The 19596-nt window shown below is 66.2% G+C and carries 19 protein-coding genes; 9 read left to right on the forward strand and 10 right to left on the reverse strand.

Going from position 1 to position 19596, the window contains the following annotated elements:
* Positions 1–49: 49 nt before the first annotated feature.
* From QX128_RS11390 to QX128_RS11410, 5 genes are all read right to left on the reverse strand, one after another.
* Complete coding sequence (locus tag QX128_RS11390; protein ID WP_315804123.1) at positions 50–1006, reverse strand: NrtR DNA-binding winged helix domain-containing protein; 957 nt, start codon at positions 1004–1006, stop codon at positions 50–52.
* Positions 1007–1021: 15 nt separating this feature from the next.
* A complete protein-coding gene (tsaA, locus tag QX128_RS11395) occupies positions 1022–1504 on the reverse strand; it encodes a tRNA (N6-threonylcarbamoyladenosine(37)-N6)-methyltransferase TrmO (protein WP_315804124.1) in 483 nt (160 codons plus the stop codon).
* A 78-nt stretch (positions 1505–1582) separates the two neighbouring features.
* Positions 1583–1927 (reverse strand): AzlD domain-containing protein, encoded by a 345-nt coding sequence (locus QX128_RS11400; RefSeq protein WP_315804125.1) that lies wholly within the window; start codon positions 1925–1927, stop codon positions 1583–1585.
* Positions 1924–2670 (reverse strand): AzlC family ABC transporter permease, encoded by a 747-nt coding sequence (locus QX128_RS11405; RefSeq protein WP_316237482.1) that lies wholly within the window; start codon positions 2668–2670, stop codon positions 1924–1926. The genes QX128_RS11400 and QX128_RS11405 overlap by 4 nt, the downstream gene beginning before the upstream one ends.
* 102 nt (positions 2671–2772) lie before the next feature.
* Entirely contained in the window at positions 2773–3786 is a 1014-nt protein-coding gene (locus tag QX128_RS11410; RefSeq protein WP_316237483.1) for a lytic transglycosylase domain-containing protein, read from the reverse strand.
* 142 nt (positions 3787–3928) lie between these two features.
* On the opposite strand from QX128_RS11410, the gene QX128_RS11415 reads away from it, so the two are divergent.
* Positions 3929–4864, forward strand: coding sequence for a glycine reductase (locus QX128_RS11415; protein WP_316181830.1), 936 nt, complete (start codon positions 3929–3931; stop codon positions 4862–4864).
* A gap of 114 nt (positions 4865–4978) precedes the next feature.
* A complete protein-coding gene (locus QX128_RS11420; RefSeq protein WP_316181829.1) occupies positions 4979–5440 on the forward strand; it encodes a PEGA domain-containing protein in 462 nt (153 codons plus the stop codon).
* 17 nt (positions 5441–5457) lie between these two features.
* Here the strand turns inward: QX128_RS11420 and QX128_RS11425 are convergent, their stop codons facing one another.
* Positions 5458–6474, reverse strand: coding sequence for a carbon-nitrogen hydrolase family protein (locus QX128_RS11425; protein WP_316218266.1), 1017 nt, complete (start codon positions 6472–6474; stop codon positions 5458–5460).
* A 183-nt stretch (positions 6475–6657) separates the two neighbouring features.
* Here QX128_RS11425 and QX128_RS11430 point away from each other — a divergent pair, with 183 nt between their 5' ends.
* The 5 genes from QX128_RS11430 to QX128_RS11450 all read left to right on the forward strand — a co-directional run bounded on the left by QX128_RS11430 (position 6658) and on the right by QX128_RS11450 (position 10499).
* Positions 6658–7614 (forward strand): helix-turn-helix domain-containing protein, encoded by a 957-nt coding sequence (locus QX128_RS11430; protein ID WP_316218265.1) that lies wholly within the window; start codon positions 6658–6660, stop codon positions 7612–7614.
* Positions 7615–7679: 65 nt separating this feature from the next.
* A complete protein-coding gene (locus QX128_RS11435) occupies positions 7680–7841 on the forward strand; it encodes a hypothetical protein (protein ID WP_315804132.1) in 162 nt (53 codons plus the stop codon).
* Between the two features lie 25 nt (positions 7842–7866).
* Entirely contained in the window at positions 7867–8205 is a 339-nt protein-coding gene (locus QX128_RS11440; protein WP_315804133.1) for a cytochrome c, read from the forward strand.
* Between the two features lie 99 nt (positions 8206–8304).
* The gene (locus QX128_RS11445) at positions 8305–9729 is read left to right on the forward strand and encodes an MFS transporter (protein ID WP_316181822.1); all 1425 of its coding nucleotides are present in this window, start codon (positions 8305–8307) and stop codon (positions 9727–9729) included.
* Positions 9730–9737: 8 nt separating this feature from the next.
* Entirely contained in the window at positions 9738–10499 is a 762-nt protein-coding gene (locus tag QX128_RS11450; protein ID WP_316218264.1) for a sulfite exporter TauE/SafE family protein, read from the forward strand.
* A gap of 86 nt (positions 10500–10585) precedes the next feature.
* On the opposite strand, the gene clpA is transcribed toward QX128_RS11450, so the two are convergent.
* Positions 10586–12973 carry an ATP-dependent Clp protease ATP-binding subunit ClpA gene (clpA, locus tag QX128_RS11455; protein WP_315804135.1) on the reverse strand — a complete coding sequence of 796 codons (2388 nt, stop codon included), beginning with the start codon at positions 12971–12973 and terminating at the stop codon, positions 10586–10588.
* A gap of 422 nt (positions 12974–13395) precedes the next feature.
* Positions 13396–13728: an ATP-dependent Clp protease adapter ClpS gene (gene clpS / locus QX128_RS11460; protein ID WP_008960690.1), complete on the reverse strand. Its 333-nt coding sequence runs from the start codon at positions 13726–13728 to the stop codon at positions 13396–13398.
* Positions 13729–14215: 487 nt separating this feature from the next.
* Between clpS and QX128_RS11465 the strand changes: the two genes are divergently transcribed.
* Positions 14216–15991 carry a pilus assembly protein gene (locus QX128_RS11465; protein WP_316237484.1) on the forward strand — a complete coding sequence of 592 codons (1776 nt, stop codon included), beginning with the start codon at positions 14216–14218 and terminating at the stop codon, positions 15989–15991.
* A 92-nt stretch (positions 15992–16083) separates the two neighbouring features.
* Here QX128_RS11465 and QX128_RS11470 read toward each other — a convergent pair whose 3' ends face one another.
* Complete coding sequence (locus QX128_RS11470; protein WP_315718372.1) at positions 16084–16425, reverse strand: phasin family protein; 342 nt, start codon at positions 16423–16425, stop codon at positions 16084–16086.
* Between the two features lie 429 nt (positions 16426–16854).
* Here QX128_RS11470 and QX128_RS11475 point away from each other — a divergent pair, with 429 nt between their 5' ends.
* Positions 16855–18594 (forward strand): serine hydrolase, encoded by a 1740-nt coding sequence (locus tag QX128_RS11475; protein WP_315804137.1) that lies wholly within the window; start codon positions 16855–16857, stop codon positions 18592–18594.
* Positions 18595–18825: 231 nt separating this feature from the next.
* Here the strand turns inward: QX128_RS11475 and QX128_RS11480 are convergent, their stop codons facing one another.
* The gene (locus QX128_RS11480) at positions 18826–19542 is read right to left on the reverse strand and encodes a DnaJ domain-containing protein (protein WP_316237485.1); all 717 of its coding nucleotides are present in this window, start codon (positions 19540–19542) and stop codon (positions 18826–18828) included.
* Between the last annotated feature and the right edge of the window lie 54 nt (positions 19543–19596).

The raw sequence follows: 19596 nt of genomic DNA on the forward strand, positions 1-19596 counted from the left end.
AAGATGCCTTATACTTATCCTGAGCATAAGCCTTGTCAAGAGCGGGCGATCAAGACCGCGAGAGCGGCAGCTTGGTTCCGACCACCGCCCGCTCGGCCAGAACGCCCTGCCGGAAGCGAAACAGCTTGGCCGGCCGACCGATCGTGTCGGCAGCGATTGCGCCTGTCTCTTCAACGAGTTCCTGCTGCTCGATGAGGCGGCGGAAGTTCTGCTTGTGGACGAGCCGGCCTGCCAAGGCCTCGACGCTGCGTTGCAGTTGCAGGAGGGTAAATTCTTCCGGCATCAACTCGAACACGACCGGCCGGTATTTGATCTTGGCGCGCAGCCGCGCGATGCCGGTGGCGAGAATGCGGCGGTGATCACCCGTCATGGCGCGGCCCGGCACGATCGGATCGCCTCCCTTTTCGCGCACGCTCTCGGGGATCAGCCCCGCCTCATACAGCAGCTCGTAGCGCTGCAGCGTCAGCTCCTCGTTCCACTCGCGGCCATCGAGGCCGAAGGTGATGGCGGCGCGCCGCCACCTGGTCTTCTGCAGCGTCGGCTCGTCGGCGGATCGGGCCCAGGCTTTCAGCTTCGGCGCGATGATCTTGGCCAGGATCGCCGGCGGCCCGTCGCGATGATCCTCCCACGGGAAGTAGTCGTACCAGGATGACCATTGCGCATCCGCGCCCTCGCGCCCCTCCTCCTCACGGGTCAGGCCGAGATAGCTGATGGAGATCCGGTGCGGCGCGTCGGGATCGCCGGTACGGCCACGGTCGGCGAAGGTGTAGAGCTGCTCGACATAGCCCAGGGGATGGCCGGTCTGGGCCTCGACCCAGGCGCGCAGGCCGGTCTGCAGCGAGCGGTGCCCGAACTGAAACGGTCCGCTCGGCAGCGCCGCAGCGTGCTCGATCGTCATGATCCTGGGCTGCCCGTCGGTCACCGCCACCAGCACGGCGACGAGGTCCGCCGTGATCGCATCCAGAGCCGTCACCGTCTTCTGCGGCCGCTTGTTCACCTTCGACATCCGGATCTGTCGGTCCTATTTGTCATCCTTGCCAGCCGCCGCCGGCGTGAACACGCAGTGATCCGGTTTCAGATCGATCAGCGGCGTCTCGTCGAGGCAGTCGAGACCGCGCACCAGAACGGTGCTGCCCTCCAGCGCGACGAAGCGGACCGTCGACACGCCGATCGGATTGGGACGCACCGGCGAGCGCAGCGCGAAGGTGCCCCGGGTCTCGCCATCATGATGGCGCGGGCTCTGCTTTACGAGATCACGGCGCGCCCGGTTGAGCCAGTACAGCACCTGGAGATGGCTGAAACTGTCGATGCCCTCTAGCGCCGGCACCCAGGGCTCGAAGATCTCGAGCCGGCACACCGGCCCCTCGAAGCTGCCCTGCCGCGGCGTCTCCAGACGCGAGGTCCAGGGCGTGCGGATACGGCCGATGAAATACAGCGTGGCGTCGCGCGGCTGTGGCGCGTCGATGGCGACTTCGCCCGGGCGGAGATCGGTATCAGCGGTCATTGCGGAGTCCTCAGGTCTTCCCGGCAATCTATCCGAACCTCGGCTCACCGCAATTGCGGCCGCGCAAGATCGCGCAACTCATCCGAGCCACCATTTGCCGGCCAGCATCGCGGCCTCGCCGCAGACGACACCGGCGAAGATCGAGCGACGGGTCGCCATGAAGGCCGCAAGGCCGGCAACGACGGCACCGTAGCGCAGGCCCCACGGCACGCTGGCGAGCGCGCCCGGCGGCTGCACCAGGATCTGGGCGATGACCCCCGCCAGGATCGCGGTCGCGACCGCCTTGACCCACATCAGCAGGTCCGAGCCCTCGTCGAGCCCGCTGCCGAACCAAAGTCCGAGCAGGCGCCAGATCTGGTTGGGGATCACGCCTGCCACCAGCAGCACCACGAGCGCATGCCAATCGCCGATGAAGTCGCTCATGCCAGCCCCCGCCGCTCGCGCCATTTGTGCGCGCCGAACGCAAGCGTTCCCGCGACGACGCCGCTGACCAGGATGTCGACGCCGCTGTTGAGCTGGGCGGCCAGAGGATACAGCACGAGGCCAAGACCGAGCGCGAGCACGTCGGCAAGCTCCCTGGCGTTGCGCAGGGTCGAGAACAGGAAGGCCAGCGGCGTCAGCAAGAGCACCGCGGCGCCGAAGGTCTGCGACAGATTGGCGGCGAGAAGATACCCGATGATGGTCGCGATCAGCGCAATCCCCATCAGGCCGGTGCCGAGGCCATGGACGAAGGCGATGCGGCGCTCGCGCGGCACATGCGGCAGGAAGCGATAGCATTCGACCCACAGGGTGACTGCGGTGAAATGCGCGATCAGCACCAGGTGCCGCCGCTTGGTCTGGGGCGAGCGGATCAGCGGCAGCACCGCCACCACCATTGGAAACAGCCGGATCGCGCTCATCGTCACCGCGATCGCCGATTGCAGAATGGTCTGGCCGGAGCCGAGCGTGGAGACCAGGATGATCTGCGCCGGCCCGGCCCATACCAGCACCGTGCTCAGGATCGCCCAGAGCATGCTGAAATGGGTGTCGTGCGCGAGCGCGCCGATGCCGATGAAGGTGACGAACAGCACCAGCGACAGGATGGTCGCCGACGTCGCGCGCAGCCCCCAGCCGAAGGCGCGCAGTGAACCATGCCATTGCGGCGAATCGAGCGGAGGAAGTGTCACGGGCGGCCCAGCGGAACGAACCAAGATAAGGCTTTCGAAAGCCGCTCGCGTCAACCGCCGTCACGCGCGCGCGGCTCTGCGCGGCGCGCAATCCGTCCCGCGTCAGACCCGGTTGCGCAGCACGAAGCAGGCGCCTCCGGCGCGGCGGATGCGGTTGCAGAGGCCGTCCGCCTCGGGCCGGCTCTCGGCACCGATCCGCACCTGGTAGAACGCCCGGTTGCCGCGCGAGCGCATCACCGACGACAGCAGGCTGGGGTCGCGGTCACCGATGATGGTGCCGAGCCCCTTGATGGCGCGGGCGTACATCGACAGCGCACGATTGCGATCAAAGCCGGCAGCCAGTTGCACGCCCCACGGTTTCGCAGCCGCCAGCGCGACATGCTGCTCAAGCTCGCGGACGAACGGGTTCGGCGCACGCTTCAGCAGCGCCATCAGTTGATGACACGAGGTCGGCGGCGGGCTCGGCGGCATCTTGCCGCCCTTCCCCGCCGCGGCCCAATCGTCGATCGACGAACCGGTGATGGCCGCGACGTAGTTGCGGGTCTCCCACGGCATCTGCCCCTTGCCGGCGAGCCAGTCCTGCACCCGGCGCGGCCCCGCATTGTAGGCCGCCGCCGCGAGCCCGAGATTGCCGAACTGATCGCGCAGCTCGGCCAGGAACTGCGCCGACTTCGGCAGCGCCTGAACCGGATCGAACGGATCGAGCAATTGGCGCTCGTTCGCCGTGCCCGGCATGAACTGGGCGATTCCCTGCGCGCGCTGGCCGTTGCGCGTGACCGGCCCGACTGCATCGCTCTGAAAGCGGCTCTCCTGCCAGATCACGCGGGCGAAGAATTCGAGCGGCAGATCATTCGCCTTGGCTGCGGATTCGATCATCAGGCAGATCGCCTCGCGCGTGCCGCTCTCCTTGGACTCATCGGTCTTGTTCTCCGGGCCCTCTGCTGCAGCGCCTGCCGGCTTCGCAGCCTCCTGCGGCGAATCCTGCCGCGCGCCGTCCTTCGGATCAGCCGGCACCGCATTGTCACGGTCGGAGGCCTGCTCCGCCGCCACGCCGGACACGGGCATGGTCAGCATCAAGGCAAGGCCGAGACAGGCCATGCGAGCAACGGAAACCATGGAAAGCATCGTGAGCGCGGTGCAATGGTTGGAATTCTACCGACAGACAAAGCCGAAAACCATGCGGGGTTCCACCGCGCGGCGCCTTGACACGGCGAACGAGCCGGCTAGCAATCCCCAAGTCCTGCAGGGAGCGCGACGGATGACCGCACCGACCGACGACAGACTCGGCTTCGCGCCCGACAGCGATGCGCCATTGTCCTATATGGCGCGCACGCGCGACTACTATCTGGCGATCGGCTATGACACGCCCTATCGCTGGGCCCACTACACGTCGGCGCCGTTTCAGCCGCTGCGCAAGCCGCTCGCGCAGTCGCGCGTCACCATCGTCACCACGGCCGCGCCTTTCGATCCCGCCAAAGGCGATCAAGGTCCCGGCGCGCCCTACAATGGCGGCGCCAAGTTCTACTCCGTCTATGACGGCGACACGTCGGCGCAGCACGACCTGCGCATTTCCCACATCGCCTATGATCGCGTGCACACCTCGGCCGAGGATGCCGGCACCTGGTTTCCGCTACCACAGCTCCTAAGGCTGGCAGGTGAAGGCCGCATCGGCACGGTCGGACCGCGTTTCTTCGGCGCGCCGACCAATCGCAGCCACCGCGTGACGATCGAGACCGATGCGCCGGAGATTCTCGCGCGCTGCCGCGCCGACGCGATCGACGCCGTCGTGCTGGTGCCGAACTGTCCGGTGTGCCACCAGACCGTGAGCCTTGTGGCACGGCATCTCGAAGCGAACGGCGTCGCGACCGTCGTCATGGGCTGCGCCAAGGACATCGTCGAGCACGCCGCCGCGCCGCGCTTCCTGTTCTCGGATTTTCCGCTCGGCAACTCCGCCGGCAAGCCGCACGACGCGGCCTCGCAGGCCTTCACGCTCGATTTGGCTTTACGTGTCCTCGAGAGTTCACCAGCCGCACGCACGACCGTGCAATCGCCTTTGCAGTGGAGCGAGGATCACGGCTGGAAGCGCGACTACAGCAATCCCGCCATGCTCGCGCCGCAGGAGCTGGCGCGGCGGCGCGCCGAGTTCGATGCGCAGAAGGCGATTGCGCGGCAGGTTCGTGGAAAGCAGGTGTGAAAGCCACACTCGGGCGAAACTCGCCCGGGAATTTCTTCGGATAATGCTGATTGCGCTTGCCGTCCCGCTCCAGTTGCGCTTGAGTTCCCCCGGGTTTCAAGGGGGCAGTACCAAATGAGAGTTGTAGCGTTGGTGGCGCTGTGCGCCGCGCTGGGAGGTTGCGCGTCCGTGACGCGGGGTACAACCGAGACGATCAGCGTCGCGTCGACGCCGTCCGGCGCCGAGGCCACGGTCGCCGGTCTCGAAGCGCCGATGACCTGCACGACTCCCTGCTCGTTCGTCGCCAAGCGCAATGCCGACATCTCCGTCACCATCGAAAAGCCTGGCTACGAGACCCAGATCATCCCGTTGACCAAGGACATCCCGGCGACCGGCGCGGCCGGCTTCGCCGGCAACATCCTGGCGGGCGGCCTGATCGGCATGGGAGTGGACGCAGCGACGGGCGCGGCGACCGACCACAAGCCGAACCCGGTGATCGTCACCTTGCAGCCGCGCATGGCGGCACCGGCAGGCCGTGCGCAGCGACCACCGCGGCGGTCGGCCCCGCCGCCGGCCCAACCGGAGGCCGGGACCTAGCCCGCTCGCCAAGCCTGTCAGCCAGCTGCCGATTGCGCTTCGCCAGGAGCGACCGCATCGACCGGCAGCGCGAACTGCTCGACCCGGTTGAGCGGCTTCTTGTTGAGCAGCAGCCGGGTCACATCGGGGCGCGAATAGTGCCCCGCCGGATCGGCGGCATTCTTGGCGATGCCGATCATGCCCAAATCGATCTCGGCGACCAGCAGGCCTTCCTGCTCCGGCGGCAGCTTCTCGGCGAGCGAAGAGCCATCCGGACCGAAGATCGCGGCGTGGCCGCCGCCGACATGCAGCAGCGCGTGCTTGTCGGGCCGGTCACACAGCTCGTCGATCATCGCCTGCGAGACGGTGGCGCACGGCGCCAGCACGAAGCACGAGCCCTCGACCGCATAGACGCGCGAGGCGGCGTTATTGACCTCGGCGCCGAGCGCCGGCGCGAACGGATCGTACAGCGAGAAGCTCGGCCACGCGGCGACATGCACCTGCTCGTTCTGCGCGTACATCGCGTATTTCGACAGCGGCTGCAGATGCTCCCAGCAGCACAGCGCACCGATCCGGCCGATGTCGGGACGATCATGCACCGCAAGGTCACTGCCGTCGCCCTCGCCATAGACGGTGCGCTCGGCATGGGTCGGCCGCAGCTTGCGGCGCCGGGCGATGGTCTCGCCGTCAGGGCCGATCAGCCATTGCGCGATGTAGAGGCTGCCGCCGTCGCGCTCGGAGAGTCCCAGCACGGCCGTCAGCTTCGCCTTGCGCACGGCGGCCCGCAGCGCCTCGGCCTGCGGGCTGTCATAGGCCAGCGAATTGTCGAAATAGCGCTGCACGAAGCCACGGCCGATGCACCAGGCTGGCGAGTCCATCCAGATGTGCCAGGGGTAGCCGGGGATGAAGACCTCCGGAAACGCGATCAGCTTGGCGCCCTTGTCGGCGGCCTCCTCGATCAGGGCGATGGTCTTCTTGATCGAGGCGTCCAGGTCGAGCCAGGCCGGCGCCGCCTGCACCACCGCCACCTTGTATTTCGGATGTGCCAGTCCCATCGCTGCTGCTCCCTGATGCCCGTGCGCGGCGGGTGGCGCCGCGACCGGCCCAACTATTGACGCCAGCCGGCTTTCGCGCTCGTCTCCCAGGGAACGAACATTCGACTGCGGCTGCGACGAAGATCGAGCCGGCCCGGAATTTGCTGCATTGCCGCAGGCACAGGTGCAGGAGGAGACGGAGCGATGCCGATCCTGTTCACCACCGACGGAAGCCCGGGCCACCGCCGGCTGGCGCTGTGGCAGGACATCGTCTGCGACGTCTATGTCGGGCTCGATTGCACCTCCGATCTCGGCAGCGCGTTTCGCGGCTCGGTGACCCACACCGCGTTGGGACGGGCCGTGTGCTCCGAGGTCGCCTCGGACCGGCAGCGCGTGCACCGGACCTCGCAGCGGATCTCCCGGGCGGATGCCGACTTCATCCTCATCGCGCTCGGGCGCGAGGGGATCGGCGGCGTCGTCCAGGATGGCCGCGACACCGTGATCAGGCCCGGGGAGTTCGCGATCTACGACACGACCCGCCCGTACGAGCTGCAGTTCGACGCCGCGTTCAAGCAGATCGTGTTCAAGCTCCCGCGCGAGATGCTGCAGCGCCGGATCGGTCCGACCGAGACCGTGACGGCGATCAGCTTCGGCTCCGACAGCCCGCTCCAGCCACTCGCCCACGACTTCATCGTCAGGCTCTGCGAGCGCGCCGAGCGCATCGGCCCCGAGCATGCCGAACGGCTGGCGGACCAGGCCGCCGACCTGCTCGCCATGACCCTGGCCGAGCGGCTGTGCACCCAGCCCCTGCCCGCCTCGAGCCACCGCGCAGCGCTGCTCTATCGGATCAAGGCGCACGTCCGCACCCGGCTGTCCGACGCCGACCTCTCACTGCCGGAGATCGCACGCGAGCTCGGGCTCTCGGCGCGCTACGTCAACGATCTGTTCTCGGACGAGGAGACGTCGTTCCAGCGCTTCGTGCTGGCCGAGCGGCTCACGCAGTGCCGGCGCGATCTCGGCTCGCCGATGCTGGCTCATCGTCAGATCAGCGAGATCGCCTTTTCCTGGGGCTTCAATGACCTCTCGCATTTCGGCCGCGTGTTCCGCGAGCAGTTCGGCCTGTCGCCACGCGAGTGGCGGCGCAGCACGTTGAAGCGCTAAACTCCCCTCGAAACTCCCTTGCAACGCGCTGGCCGCATGCGCTGGTCGGCCGGGCCGGATCTGCGATGCGCCGTTTTGCCTTGAAGGCTCTGTTTACCCTGCTGACGTTGAACCGGGATGATGACGATCCTCCCCGTTGGGATCTGATCATCCTGATCGGCTCGACGATCGTGAGCATTGGCCTGATCGGGCTTTACGCCTATGGAAAGGCCACCGGCCGCTGGTAGGCCGGATAAGTCGGGTGAACGTGACATGATCATGCGAGCAGGGCTTGGGTTGGCTTTGACGTGCCTGCTCACAGGCCCAAGCCATGCGCTGGACAGCGAGCAGAAGCGTGGAAAAGCGCTCTTGCAAAGCCTTTGCAGCCGATGCCATGCCGTAGGTCTCACGGGCGCCAGCCCGCACCCCGACGCGCCCCCGTTCAGGACCTTCGGTGACAGCAAGCTCTACGACGAGGATTTCGCCCAGCGGCTGCAGGCCGGCCTGTCGACCATTCACAAGGACATGCCGAGCTTCCAGTTCGACCGGCCCGAGGCGGAAGCCGCGGCCAACTATCTCAAGGCGATTCAGGTCCGCCCCAAACGGCGGTGACGCGTCGGCGCGCTCCGCCGGCGTGGAACGGGATATGTACCGCCGTGTTGCCCGTTCCCGTCCATTGTCCGCGGCCCGGCAGCGGCCGGAGCCCGCATGATGACGCCGACGACCCCAGGTCTGCACGCCGACGGACTGCCGCTGCCGCAGCGCACCTGGGCGATCGTGACGATCGCGCTCGGCATCGTGCTGGCCGTGGTCGACGGCGCCATCGCCAATGTGGCGCTGCCGACGATCGCCCGCGACCTGAACGCCAGCCCGGCGTTCTCCATCTGGATCGTCAACGGCTACCAGCTCGCGGTCACGATCTCGCTGCTGCCGCTGGCCTCGCTTGGCGAGATCATCGGCTATCGGCGGGTCTATCTCACCGGCCTCGTGCTGTTCACGGCGGCCTCCGCGTTCTGCGCGCTCGCCGACAGCCTGCTGCTGCTGACGCTCGCGCGCATCCTGCAGGGCTTTGGCGCCGCCGGCATCCTCAGCGTCAACTCGGCGCTGGTACGTTTCACCTACCCGCACGCTCTGCTCGGCCGCGGCATCGGCATCAATGCGATGGTGGTCGCAGTGTCCGCCGCGGTCGGTCCGACCATCGCCGCCGGCATTCTCGCCGTCGGCAGCTGGCCGTGGCTGTTCGCGATCAACGTGCCGCTCGGCATCGTCACCTTCGTCTTCGGCTTCCGCTTCCTGCCGCATACGCCGCGCGCCCCGCACATGTTCGACTGGCAGAGCGCGGCGCTGAGCGCGGTCGCCTTCGGCTTCCTGATCGCCGCCGTGGACAGCCTCGGCCATGGCGAGGCGCTGGTGACCTGCGCGATCGAGTTCGTCGTCGCCATCACGGCCGGCGTGTGGCTGGTCTGGCGCCAGACCCACATGGCCTCGCCGCTGCTGCCGCTCGACCTCTTGCGCATCCCGGTGTTCGCGCTGTCGATTGCGACCTCGATCTCGTCGTTCTGCGGCCAGATGCTCGCCTTCGTCGCCATCCCCTTCTATCTCGAAAGCCATTTCGGCTATTCGCCGGTGCAGATGGGTCTCCTGATCACGCCGTGGCCGATCGCGGTCGGCCTGACCGCGCCACTGGCGGGCCGGCTGGTCGAGCGCGTGCCGGCCGGCCTGCTTGGTGGGATCGGATTGGTGATCTTCGCCTGCGGGCTCGGTGCGCTCGGCCTGCTGCCGCGCGAGCCGTCGGCATGGGACGTCGTCTGGCGCATGGCGCTGGCGGGCTGCGGCTTCGGGCTGTTTCAGACGCCCAACAACCGCACGATGATCGCGGCCGCCCCGCGCGAGCGCGCGGGCGGCGCCAGCGGCATGCTCGGGACGGCGCGGCTGCTCGGCCAGACCACGGGCGCAGCCCTCGTCGCGATGTTCCTGGCGATCGACACGACCGACGGCACGCGGCTGTCGCTCTTGACCGGCGTCGGTTTCGCGCTGGTCGGCGCATTCCTGAGCATGCTCAGGCTGTCGCCGGCCGGCGCCCGCGGCGCCGAGCGCGTCCGCGTCCAGGACGGCCAGCGGCTGAAGGGCGAGTAGCGACAGCGATGACGGACTGGACGATGCTGGCCCTGCTCGCCCTCGCCGCCTTCGGCTCGGGTATCGTCAATGCGCTGGCCGGCGGCGGCGCGTTCCTGACCTTCCCGACGCTGCTTGCGGCCGGCATCCCGGCCATCGACGCCAACGCCTCCAGCACCGTCGCGCTGTGCCCCGGCCAGTTCGTCAGCGCCTGGGCCTCCCGTGAGATCTTGAACGACGCAAAGGCGCCGTGGCGTCACGACCTCGTGCGGCTGTCGATCATCAGCCTGCTCGGCGGCACGCTCGGCGCCGCGCTGCTCCTGGTCACACCGTCGGCCGCCTTCAGCCGGCTGGTGCCCTGGCTGTTGCTGTTCGCCACGATGGTGTTCGCATTCGGCATGCGCTTTACGCCAAAGGATGGCGCGCGCTGGTTCGGGCCGCGGACCATCCAGGCGGTGCAGTTCGTGATCGCGATCTATGGCGGCTATTTCGGCGGCGGCATCGGCATCCTGATGCTGGCCGCGCTGGTGTTCTATGGCCTGCGCGACATCCGCGCCATGAACGGCATGAAGGTGCTGCTCGCCGCGCTCATGAATATGACGGCCTCCGCCATCTTTGCGTTCTCGGGCCGCGTGCATTGGCTGGAGACGCTGACGATGATGGGCGCTGCCATGGTCGGCGGCTTCGTCGGCGCGCGGCTCAGCCAGATCATCCCGCCGGCCCATGTGCGCCGCTTCATCATCGCCGTCGGCTGCGGCCTGACGGTGTATTTCTTCGTCAAGCCGGCCTGAGCCGGACGTCGCATCAAAGCACCTCCCGTCAACGAAAAAGGCCGGCGCGACGGCCGGCCTTTCGTACTCATCTCGTCGCGTCAGGCTTACGCCTTGACCAGCGGTCCCTTCGGAGCCGGCCCCTTCGAGCCGCCGCCGGATTTCGGCTTGCGCTTGCGCGCCGCCGGAACTTCGGACTTCGGCGTGACCGGGCCCTCGACGAACTCGAAGCCGATCTTCTCCTCGACGCCGGACTCGTCCTTGACGAGCACGACGCGGACGTGGCCGCCGCCCTTCAGCTTGCCGAACAGCACCTCATCAGCCAGCGGCTTCTTGATGTGCTCCTGGATCACGCGGCCCATCGGGCGCGCGCCCATCTGCTCGTCATAGCCGTGCTGGATCAGCCAGCTCTTCGCCGGCTCCGACAGCTCGATCGTGACGTCGCGATCGGCGAGCTGGGCCTCGAGCTGCAGCACGAACTTCTCGACGACCATTCCGATCACCTCGACGTTGAGGTGCGCGAACGAGACGATGGAGTCGAGCCGGTTGCGGAATTCCGGCGCGAACTGCCGGTTGATCGCCTCGTGATCGTCACCTTCCCGCTTCGAGCGATGGAAGCCGAACGCCTGCTTGGCCATGTCGGCCGCGCCTGCATTCGTGGTCATGATCAGGATCACGTTGCGGAAGTTGACCTGCTTGCCGTTGTGGTCGGTGAGCCGGCCGTGATCCATGATCTGCAGCAGAACATTGTAGAGATCCGGATGCGCCTTCTCGATCTCGTCCAGCAGCACCACGCAATGCGGATGCTGGTCGACGCCGTCGGTCAGGAGGCCGCCCTGGTCGAAGCCGACATAGCCGGGAGGCGCGCCGATCAGGCGCGACACCGTGTGCCGCTCCATGTACTCCGACATGTCGAAGCGCAGGAGCTCGACGCCGAGGGTCGAGGCGAGCTGCTTGGCGACCTCGGTCTTGCCGACGCCGGTCGGACCCGAGAACAGGTAGCAGCCGATCGGCTTCTCCGGCTCGCGCAGGCCGGCCCGCGCCAGCTTGATCGAGGCCGACAGCGAATCGATCGCCTTGTCCTGGCCGAACACCACGCGCTTGAGGGTCTGCTCGAGATGCTTGAGCACCTCGGCGTCGTCCTTCGACACGCTCTTCGGCGGGATCCGCGCCATCGTGGCGATCGTGGTCTCGATCTCCTTGATGCCGATCGTCTTCTTGCGCTTGTTCTCGGCCAGCAGCATCTGCGCCGCACCGGATTCGTCGATCACGTCGATCGCCTTGTCCGGCAGCTTGCGGTCATGGATGTAGCGCGACGACAGCTGCACCGCGGCCTCGATGGCCTCGTTGGTGTATTTCAGCCGGTGATAGTCCTCGAAGTACGGCTTCAGCCCCTTCAGGATCGCGATCGCATCCTCGACCGACGGCTCGTTGACGTCGATCTTCTGGAACCGGCGCACCAGCGCACGGTCCTTCTCGAAATGCTGGCGATACTCCTTGTAGGTCGTCGAGCCCATGCAGCGGATCGAGCCCGAGGCCAGCGCCGGCTTGAGCAGGTTGGACGCATCCATCGCGCCGCCCGACGTCGCACCGGCACCGATCACGGTGTGGATCTCGTCGATGAACAGGATCGCGTTCGGATGCGCCTCGAGCTCCTTCAGCACCTGCTTCAGGCGCTCCTCGAAGTCGCCGCGATAGCGCGTGCCCGCGAGCAAGGTGCCCATGTCGAGCGAGAACACGGTCGCGGCCGACAGCACCTCGGGAACTTCGCTGTCGACGATGCGCTTGGCGAGGCCCTCGGCGATCGCCGTCTTGCCGACGCCGGCTTCGCCGACGAACAGCGGGTTGTTCTTCTGGCGCCGGCACAGCACCTGGATGGCGCGGTTGATCTCGGAGTTGCGGCCGATCACCGGATCGATCTTGCCGTCACGCGCCTTCTTGTTGAGATTGACGCAATAGGTTTCCAGCGCCTCGCCCTTTTTCTTGGAGTCCTCGTTGCCCTTGGCTTCGGTCTCCTCGTCGACGCCACGAACCGGGCGCGCTTCGGAGACACCAGGACGCTTGGCGATGCCGTGGCTGATGTAGTTCACGGCATCGTAGCGCGTCATGTCCTGCTCCTGCAGGAAGTACGCGGCGTGGCTCTCACGCTCGGCGAAGATCGCGATCAGCACGTTGGCGCCGGTGACCTCTTCGCGGCCCGACGACTGAACGTGGATCACGGCGCGCTGGATCACACGCTGGAAACCTGCGGTCGGCTTGGCGTCGTCGCTGCCGTCGGTGACCAGATTTTCGAACTCGGTTTCGAGGTAGTTCACGAGACTGCCGCGCAGCTTGTCGAGGTCGACGCTGCACGCGCGCATCACGGCCGCGGCATCGCTGTCATCGATCAAGGACAGAAGGAGATGTTCCAGTGTCGCGTATTGATGATGACGCTCGTTGGCGATCGCCAGCGCACGATGCAGGGATTGTTCAAGGCTTTGAGAAAAAGTCGGCATGCGCGTCCTCTGTGGCCCCTTGCCATCATGATCGCCGCCGCCCGGTCAGGCAACAACAACCTTCGTCAAATATAGTTATAACCGAGTGCGACAAAAGACCGGCCGAGCCGCTCGATTACGGGTTCACCGGATCGTCAATGCAAAACCCGTTCCCATTGCGGCAAATCGGGCTTGCGCCAACCGAACGTCGCAGGCCGCCGAGCGGGAAGAGATAAGGACCGGAGCGGCCGTAATTCTTCGGGCGAAACGTGAAACCTGCCGGATCGCGCTGACCTCGTCTGCAGCAATCTGCGGCCTTCGAGGATCCTTCGTCCGACGCCGATTCGCGGCGATCAGTCGGGCAGCCCCCCGAGCAGCCGGAGCCCCCGCCCCCCTGGCTCGCAGACGCGCGCGTCGGCGGCTCTCTTCGCGGAGGGAGCCGGCTATTTCTTCTCCATCACACACTGCAACGGATGCTGGTGCTTGCGGGCGAAGTCCATCACCTGCGTCACCTTGGTCTCGGCGATCTCGTAGGTGAAGACGCCGCACTCCCCGATGCCGTGATGGTGCACGTGGAGCATGATCTTGGTCGCGGCCTCGACGTCCTTGTTGAAGAACTTCTCCAGGACGTGAACGACGAATTCCATCGGCGTGTAATCGTCGTTCAGGATCAGGACGCGGTAGAGGTTGGGGCGCTTGGTCTTCGGCTTGACCTTGGTGATCACGGACGTGACCGGGCCACCGGTGCCACCGGACTTGTTGTCGTTATTGCTCATCCTGGGCGCGGATCGGTTCAATCTGGAAGTTGGCTGCGACATCTTGCACGCGTTAGATATGGCTGCGAGGCTCCCAATAAAGAGTTTCCCTCGGAGGGTTGCTCTCATAAGGGGCGCCCCGACCTGTCCCCTGCCGGGCCGCTTTCCGCCACCCGGTCCTGCTTTCCAGATCGCCTGTCCCAGCCGACCGGTCCGGTCGGACCGACACCAGGAATATGGGTCAGCGACCGGTTTGCCGCAAGCGCAGGCCCAGGACGGACCGACGCTCCGGCAGGACCGATTCCCTGCCCCGGCGATGAGGCGCAAGGTTAATCAAACCGGTCGCATTTTACAAAGCCCATTCAGCGGGCATTGACAGGGAACCAGCTCGGTTGCGGGCGCGGCGCCAGGCTGCGGGCATTGGCCCGGTGTTTCGCGGTTTCGATTTACCCGGCCTTGACGAAGCTGAACCGAAAACACCTGCAGAAAACCATAATTGGTGAGCGACATGACCGATGTCTCCTTCATTCGTTTCTGCCGCCGCGCCGTCCGACGGTTCGCCTTCGACCGCGGTGGCAACATCTCCATGCTATTCGCCATCTCGCTCGTCCCCATCCTGGCCTTCGTCGGCGCAGGCGTCGACTACAGCCGGCTGAACGCCGCGCGGTCGTCGATGCAGGCTGCGCTCGACGCCACCTCGCTGATGCTGTCGCGCGACCTGGCGCAGGGCACCATCAGCGCAACCGACATCGGAACCAAGGCAAGCGCCTATTTCAAGGCGCTCTACACCAGCACGGACGCGCAGAACGTCACCGTGACGGCCAGCTATACCGCCTCGACCACAACGTCGGCCTCCAACATCCAATTGTCGGCCTCCGGCCAGATCGTCACCCAGTTCATGAGGATTGCCGGCTTTCCGACCATGGACTTCGGCGTCAAAACGACATCGACCTGGGGCGACGTGAAGATGCGAGTGGCGCTCGCGCTCGACAATACCGGCTCGATGGCGTCCAGCGGCAAGATGTCCGCGCTGCAGAACGCCGTGGCCGGCAGCGGCGGGCTGATCGACCAGCTCAGCGCGCTGGCCAAGACCCCGGGCGACGTCTACATCTCGGTCGTTCCATTCGCCAAGGTCGTCAACGTCGGCGCCAGCAATTACGCCAAGGACTGGATCGACTGGACCGACTGGCAGAATCCGCCCACGATCCAGCCTGCCAATGGTTCCTATCAGGCCGCAATCCCGAACGGCAGCTACACGCAATCGCAATGGGACATGGTGGGACCGGGATCCTCCTGTCCGTTCAAGTCCGGCAACGGCTTTCCCTACTTCTCCTGCACCAGCGACCCGGCGACCGGGAGTTCGAGCGCCTCGAGGATTCCGTCGAGCGGGAGCTACACCGGCTACGTCTGCCCGGGCTATGATTCAGCCTCGCACAGCTACTACAATGGCTGCTGGAACAGCGTTCAGACCAGCACGCGGGTGAACTGGTGCACCGGCAGCTATTGCAGCTGCCCGACCAGCGGCAGCAATCTTCCGAACAACACGTGCAGCTGCACGGGAAGCGGATCCAGCACGGTGTGCAAGGTCAACACCTTCACCCACACCTGGGTCGCCAACACCAAGAGCACCTGGACCGGATGCGTCGCCGACCGCACCCAGCCGAACGACGCGAATGCCGTGTCGCCGGCGACCTCCGACGTGACGACGCTGTTCCCGGCCAACCAGCACATGGAGAACAACATCCAGTACTGCAGCAGCACGGCCTCGACGAAACTCGCGGAGATCGTGCCGCTCAGCTACAGCTGGAGCTCGCTGAAGAGCGCCGTCAACGCCATGCAGCCAACCGGCGGCACCAACCAGGCGATCGGACTTGCCTGGGCCGTGCAGTCGCTGATTCCGAACGGCGTGCTGGGCGCGCCGGCGGAGGACGTCAACACCACCTATAATCGCGTCATCATCCTGCTGTCGGACGGCCTGAACACCGAGGACCGCTGGCCCGAATACGGCAACGGCTCGTCGCAAGCCTCGGGCAACCCGATCGACGCGCGCCAGGCCCTGCTCTGCTCGAACCTGAAGAACACCAAGGATTCGAAGGGCAACGCGATGTACACGATCTACACGATCCAGGTGAACACGAGCTCGCCCGCCGACCCGACCTCGACCGTGCTGCAGAACTGCGCCAGCAGTCCCGACAAATTCTACATGCTGACGAGTTCGAGCCAGATCGTGACCACGTTCAACTCGATCGGCACCGCATTGTCGAAGCTGCGGGTCGCCAAATAGCAGAAGCGCCGGGCCCCCGACAGCGCTCTGCCTTCAGCCAACAAAAAAGCCCGGCGCAAGCCGGGCTTTGTGCTCCCTGCGGGCGCGAACGGTCAGTGCGCGGCCGGCGGGGTGAACTTGGCGGCGATGCCTTCCAGCGGCTTGAACGCCTGCTTGGCGAGATCCGAATACAGCCCGGCGATCTTCTGCGAATCGGCGACGAAGGTCTCGTAGGCCGACTTGGCGAACTCGGTCTGCACCTCGAGCACCTTGTCGAGCGACTTCACGCCCTGGAGCTTCTCGACGAACGACTTGGTGTCCTCGAACGACTTCTTGGTGTAGTCGCCATAGGCGGTTGCGATGGCTTGGAGGCCGTTCTGCACGGTCGTCGCGGAGTTCACGACGGTCTCGAACTGCTCTTTGCCGTAGTTCTGAAAGTCTTCAACCTTAAACATGTGGCATTCCTTTCCCTGACTTTGAGCGCCCTCAGGGAAGCCCCGGCTCCCTGACGCGATCACAATATAGTGCAGCGCACAAAATCAATCAAGAATCTTGTGCAATGCACCATCCCGGGCATTGCTCCCCGATCCACCGTCAGGCGCTCCAACCCGGGTCAGTTCGGCAGAAATACCGGCCATCGCCGCAAGGTTTCTTTAATCCTTTGGCAACTCGACCGTCCTAACCTCTCCGGTGGTCCCGGCCAGCGTCGGCCGAACCGTAAAGCTGTTCTAAAACAGCGTCTTAACAAAACCTCAGTTCGGGCCCTTCGATGCTAGGCAGCGTCACGGCACGATCGGGAGGTCCGACAGGCACGGTCAAAGGGGCGTTCGGCACAATTTCGCCTTACGAGCCGGTGATCACGTCAGAAATTGGACGGGGATTTCATGCTTCGCAAAAAAATGGCTTCCTCGCGCCTGTTGCGAGTTGGCGTCTACGGACTGATCACCCTCGCGACGGCAGCAGTGGTCACGGTCGACAGCGCAGAAGCGCGCCGGCGTCATCGGCACCACCACGCGCGTCACTCGCCCCATACCGACGAAGGCAGCTACAGCCCGGCCTTCGCCTCGATCATCGTCGACGGCAATTCGGGCGCGACCCTGACCGCGACCAACCCGGACGCATTGCGGCATCCCGCGTCGCTCACCAAGATCATGACTCTCTATCTGCTGTTCGAGCGCCTGGAGTCGGGCAAGATGAAGCTCGACACCGAGATGCCGGTGTCCGAGCACGCCTCCGAGCAGTCGCCGACCAAGCTCGGCCTGCGCCCCGGCCAGACCATCCGCGTCGAGGACGCGATCAAGGGCCTGGTGACGCGCTCGGCCAACGACGCTGCGGTGGTCATTGCCGAGGCGATCGGCGGCGACGAGGATGATTTCGCCAAGATGATGACGCGCAAGGCGCGCTCGCTCGGCATGAGCCGCACCACTTATGTCAACGCCTCGGGCCTGCCCGCCGACGAGCAGATCACGACGGCACGCGACCAGTCGATTCTCGGCCGCGCCATCCAGGACCGCTTCCCGCGCTACTATCGCTACTTTTCGACCGAGGTCTTCAATTATCGCGGCCAGTCGATCCGCAACCACAATCACCTGCTCGGCAGCGTCGAGGGCGTCGACGGTATCAAGACCGGGTACACGCGCGCGTCCGGATTCAATCTCGTGACCTCGCTGCGCCGCGGCAACCGCCATCTGATCGGCGTCGTGTTGGGCGGCCGCAGCGGCGGTTCGCGCGACGCGATCATGCGCAATTTGCTCGCCGAGAACCTCGAGAAGGGCGCGACCAAGCGCACCGTCGCGGCGATCGGCGAGCGCGGCGGCTCCGATGCCGGCGACGACCGGGGCACGGTCCAGCTCGCCTCGGCGGCGCCAGAGGCCCCGGCCCCGAGCCGCGCCGCCAAGCTGATCTCGACCCTGTCGGAAGCCACCGCGGCCCTGCCGCCGGCCGCGCCGAAGGAAGCGAAGGTCGAGCCCGCGCCGATGACATCGGGTGTGATCCAGACCCAGCCGATGTCGATCGTTCCCGGTTCGACCGAGCCGATGAAGCCCGTCAAGGTCAGGACCGTTCAGGTCAAGGCCGGCGCGGTCAAGCTCGCCACGGCGGCCCCGCAGCCGGTGGCGCCACCGCCTGCCCCGATTGCACAGCGCATCGAAGCGATCGAGCCGGCGCCGCCGATGGTGCGCGCCGAAGCCGCCCGCCCCGAGATGCCGCCGCAGCCGCCGGGCCATGGCACCGGCAACGGCATTCTCGGCGTGCTGCCCGCCTCCAGCCTGCCGGCAGGCTCGTCGCAGGCCATGGCCTATGCCGCGCCTCCGGCCCAGCCGACGCAGATCGCCTCCGCGAGCGCTGCGCCGGAGCTCCCGAGCAAGTCGTCCGTCACGCGGAGCGGCTGGATCATTCAGGTCGGAGCGCTGGACAACGAGGCCGAGGCCCAGAAGCGGATCGAGGCGGCCCGCAGCTCGGCACAAGGTCTCCTCAGCAAGGCCGATCCCTTCACCGAGACGGTCGCGAAGGGCGACAAGACCCTCATCCGCGCCCGCTTCGCCGGCCTCGATCGTGATCAGGCCGAGGCCGTCTGCAAGAAGCTGAAGCGCGCCGACATCTCCTGCATGACCGTGCACAACTAACGCACCGACATCACGACATATGAGGCCCGCGCGACACACGCGCGGGCCTTTTTCTTTGCGCGCGTGCGACACCGCCGCGAACGCGCTCGCGCAAACCACTCGTCAAGGAATTGCCGCTAGAACTTTTTCACCATGTCGCACGATCGCGCCTGACAGAGCCGGGAGCCGCTGATGTCGACATGGCTGTGATGGAAGCAGTTTCGATCTGTGGCGTTGGTGGCGTTGCCGGAGTTAGCCGTGATGCGTACGAAGCAGAGTATCCTTGGCCTCGTTCACCCGGGCGGCGAGATACGTCGACCCCCCTTGGTCGGGATGCAGTTTCTTCATGAGCGCACGGTGGGCACGCCCGATCTCGTCTCGCCCCGCGCCCGGCTGCAGGCCAAGGATCTGATAGGCCTCCTCTTCCGTCATTTTGGAGCTCGACGCCGCGCGGCGCTGCCGCCCTGCCGCATCGCCTTGCGCGTGCTGACGCCAAGTGGGAAACCGGCGGTCCAGATAAGTTTCAAGTAGAGCGACGCTGTCGGCATCGAGGCTCGGTGCCATCGCCGCGAGCTGCGGCAGATCGAACTCGTCGAGCGACCGGCCGGCATGGATGCCGGCGACGAAGCGGCCCAGCATCTGGCCACTGTCGTGATCGAGCACCATCTCGATGAATTGCGAGCGCACCCGCGAGCTCTGACCGGACGAGCGCTGCCCACCCAGCCCGAACATGCTGCCGAGATTGCCGAGCCCGCCGGGTGACCAGCCGAGCAGCCCCGCCCCGAACAACCCGATTGGGATCGCCACCACCAGCTCGCCGCGAAGGCCGGTGAAAGCTGCCACCGCAAGGCAGCCGATGCCGCCGGCAACCTTGATCGCGCGCGCCAGCGCCGCCGGATTGGCGTTCCGGAACATCTGCAGCAACAGATAAAGGGTGATGACGGCGACGGCGCCAGCGATCAGTGTCATGGGCCGAATATAGAGCGTGTCGGCACAAAAAGCATGATCGACTGCGTCCCCGAC

Origin of the sequence: Bradyrhizobium sp. SZCCHNR1015 (assembly GCF_032489875.1) — a bacterium.
GTDB lineage: Bacteria > Pseudomonadota > Alphaproteobacteria > Rhizobiales > Xanthobacteraceae > Bradyrhizobium.

Coding starts and splice junctions, on each gene's coding strand:
- QX128_RS11390 (WP_315804123.1), bottom strand. CDS start 1,006: ATGTCGAAGGTGAACAAGCGGCCGCAGAAGACGGTGACGGCTCTGGAT.
- tsaA (WP_315804124.1), bottom strand. CDS start 1,504: ATGACCGCTGATACCGATCTCCGCCCGGGCGAAGTCGCCATCGACGCG.
- QX128_RS11400 (WP_315804125.1), bottom strand. CDS start 1,927: ATGAGCGACTTCATCGGCGATTGGCATGCGCTCGTGGTGCTGCTGGTG.
- QX128_RS11410 (WP_316237483.1), bottom strand. CDS start 3,786: ATGGTTTCCGTTGCTCGCATGGCCTGTCTCGGCCTTGCCTTGATGCTG.
- QX128_RS11415 (WP_316181830.1), top strand. CDS start 3,929: ATGACCGCACCGACCGACGACAGACTCGGCTTCGCGCCCGACAGCGAT.
- QX128_RS11420 (WP_316181829.1), top strand. CDS start 4,979: ATGAGAGTTGTAGCGTTGGTGGCGCTGTGCGCCGCGCTGGGAGGTTGC.
- QX128_RS11425 (WP_316218266.1), bottom strand. CDS start 6,474: ATGGGACTGGCACATCCGAAATACAAGGTGGCGGTGGTGCAGGCGGCG.
- QX128_RS11430 (WP_316218265.1), top strand. CDS start 6,658: ATGCCGATCCTGTTCACCACCGACGGAAGCCCGGGCCACCGCCGGCTG.
- QX128_RS11435 (WP_315804132.1), top strand. CDS start 7,680: ATGCGCCGTTTTGCCTTGAAGGCTCTGTTTACCCTGCTGACGTTGAAC.
- QX128_RS11440 (WP_315804133.1), top strand. CDS start 7,867: ATGATCATGCGAGCAGGGCTTGGGTTGGCTTTGACGTGCCTGCTCACA.
- QX128_RS11445 (WP_316181822.1), top strand. CDS start 8,305: ATGACGCCGACGACCCCAGGTCTGCACGCCGACGGACTGCCGCTGCCG.
- QX128_RS11450 (WP_316218264.1), top strand. CDS start 9,738: ATGACGGACTGGACGATGCTGGCCCTGCTCGCCCTCGCCGCCTTCGGC.
- clpA (WP_315804135.1), bottom strand. CDS start 12,973: ATGCCGACTTTTTCTCAAAGCCTTGAACAATCCCTGCATCGTGCGCTG.
- clpS (WP_008960690.1), bottom strand. CDS start 13,728: ATGAGCAATAACGACAACAAGTCCGGTGGCACCGGTGGCCCGGTCACG.
- QX128_RS11465 (WP_316237484.1), top strand. CDS start 14,216: ATGACCGATGTCTCCTTCATTCGTTTCTGCCGCCGCGCCGTCCGACGG.
- QX128_RS11470 (WP_315718372.1), bottom strand. CDS start 16,425: ATGTTTAAGGTTGAAGACTTTCAGAACTACGGCAAAGAGCAGTTCGAG.
- QX128_RS11475 (WP_315804137.1), top strand. CDS start 16,855: ATGCTTCGCAAAAAAATGGCTTCCTCGCGCCTGTTGCGAGTTGGCGTC.
- QX128_RS11480 (WP_316237485.1), bottom strand. CDS start 19,542: ATGACACTGATCGCTGGCGCCGTCGCCGTCATCACCCTTTATCTGTTG.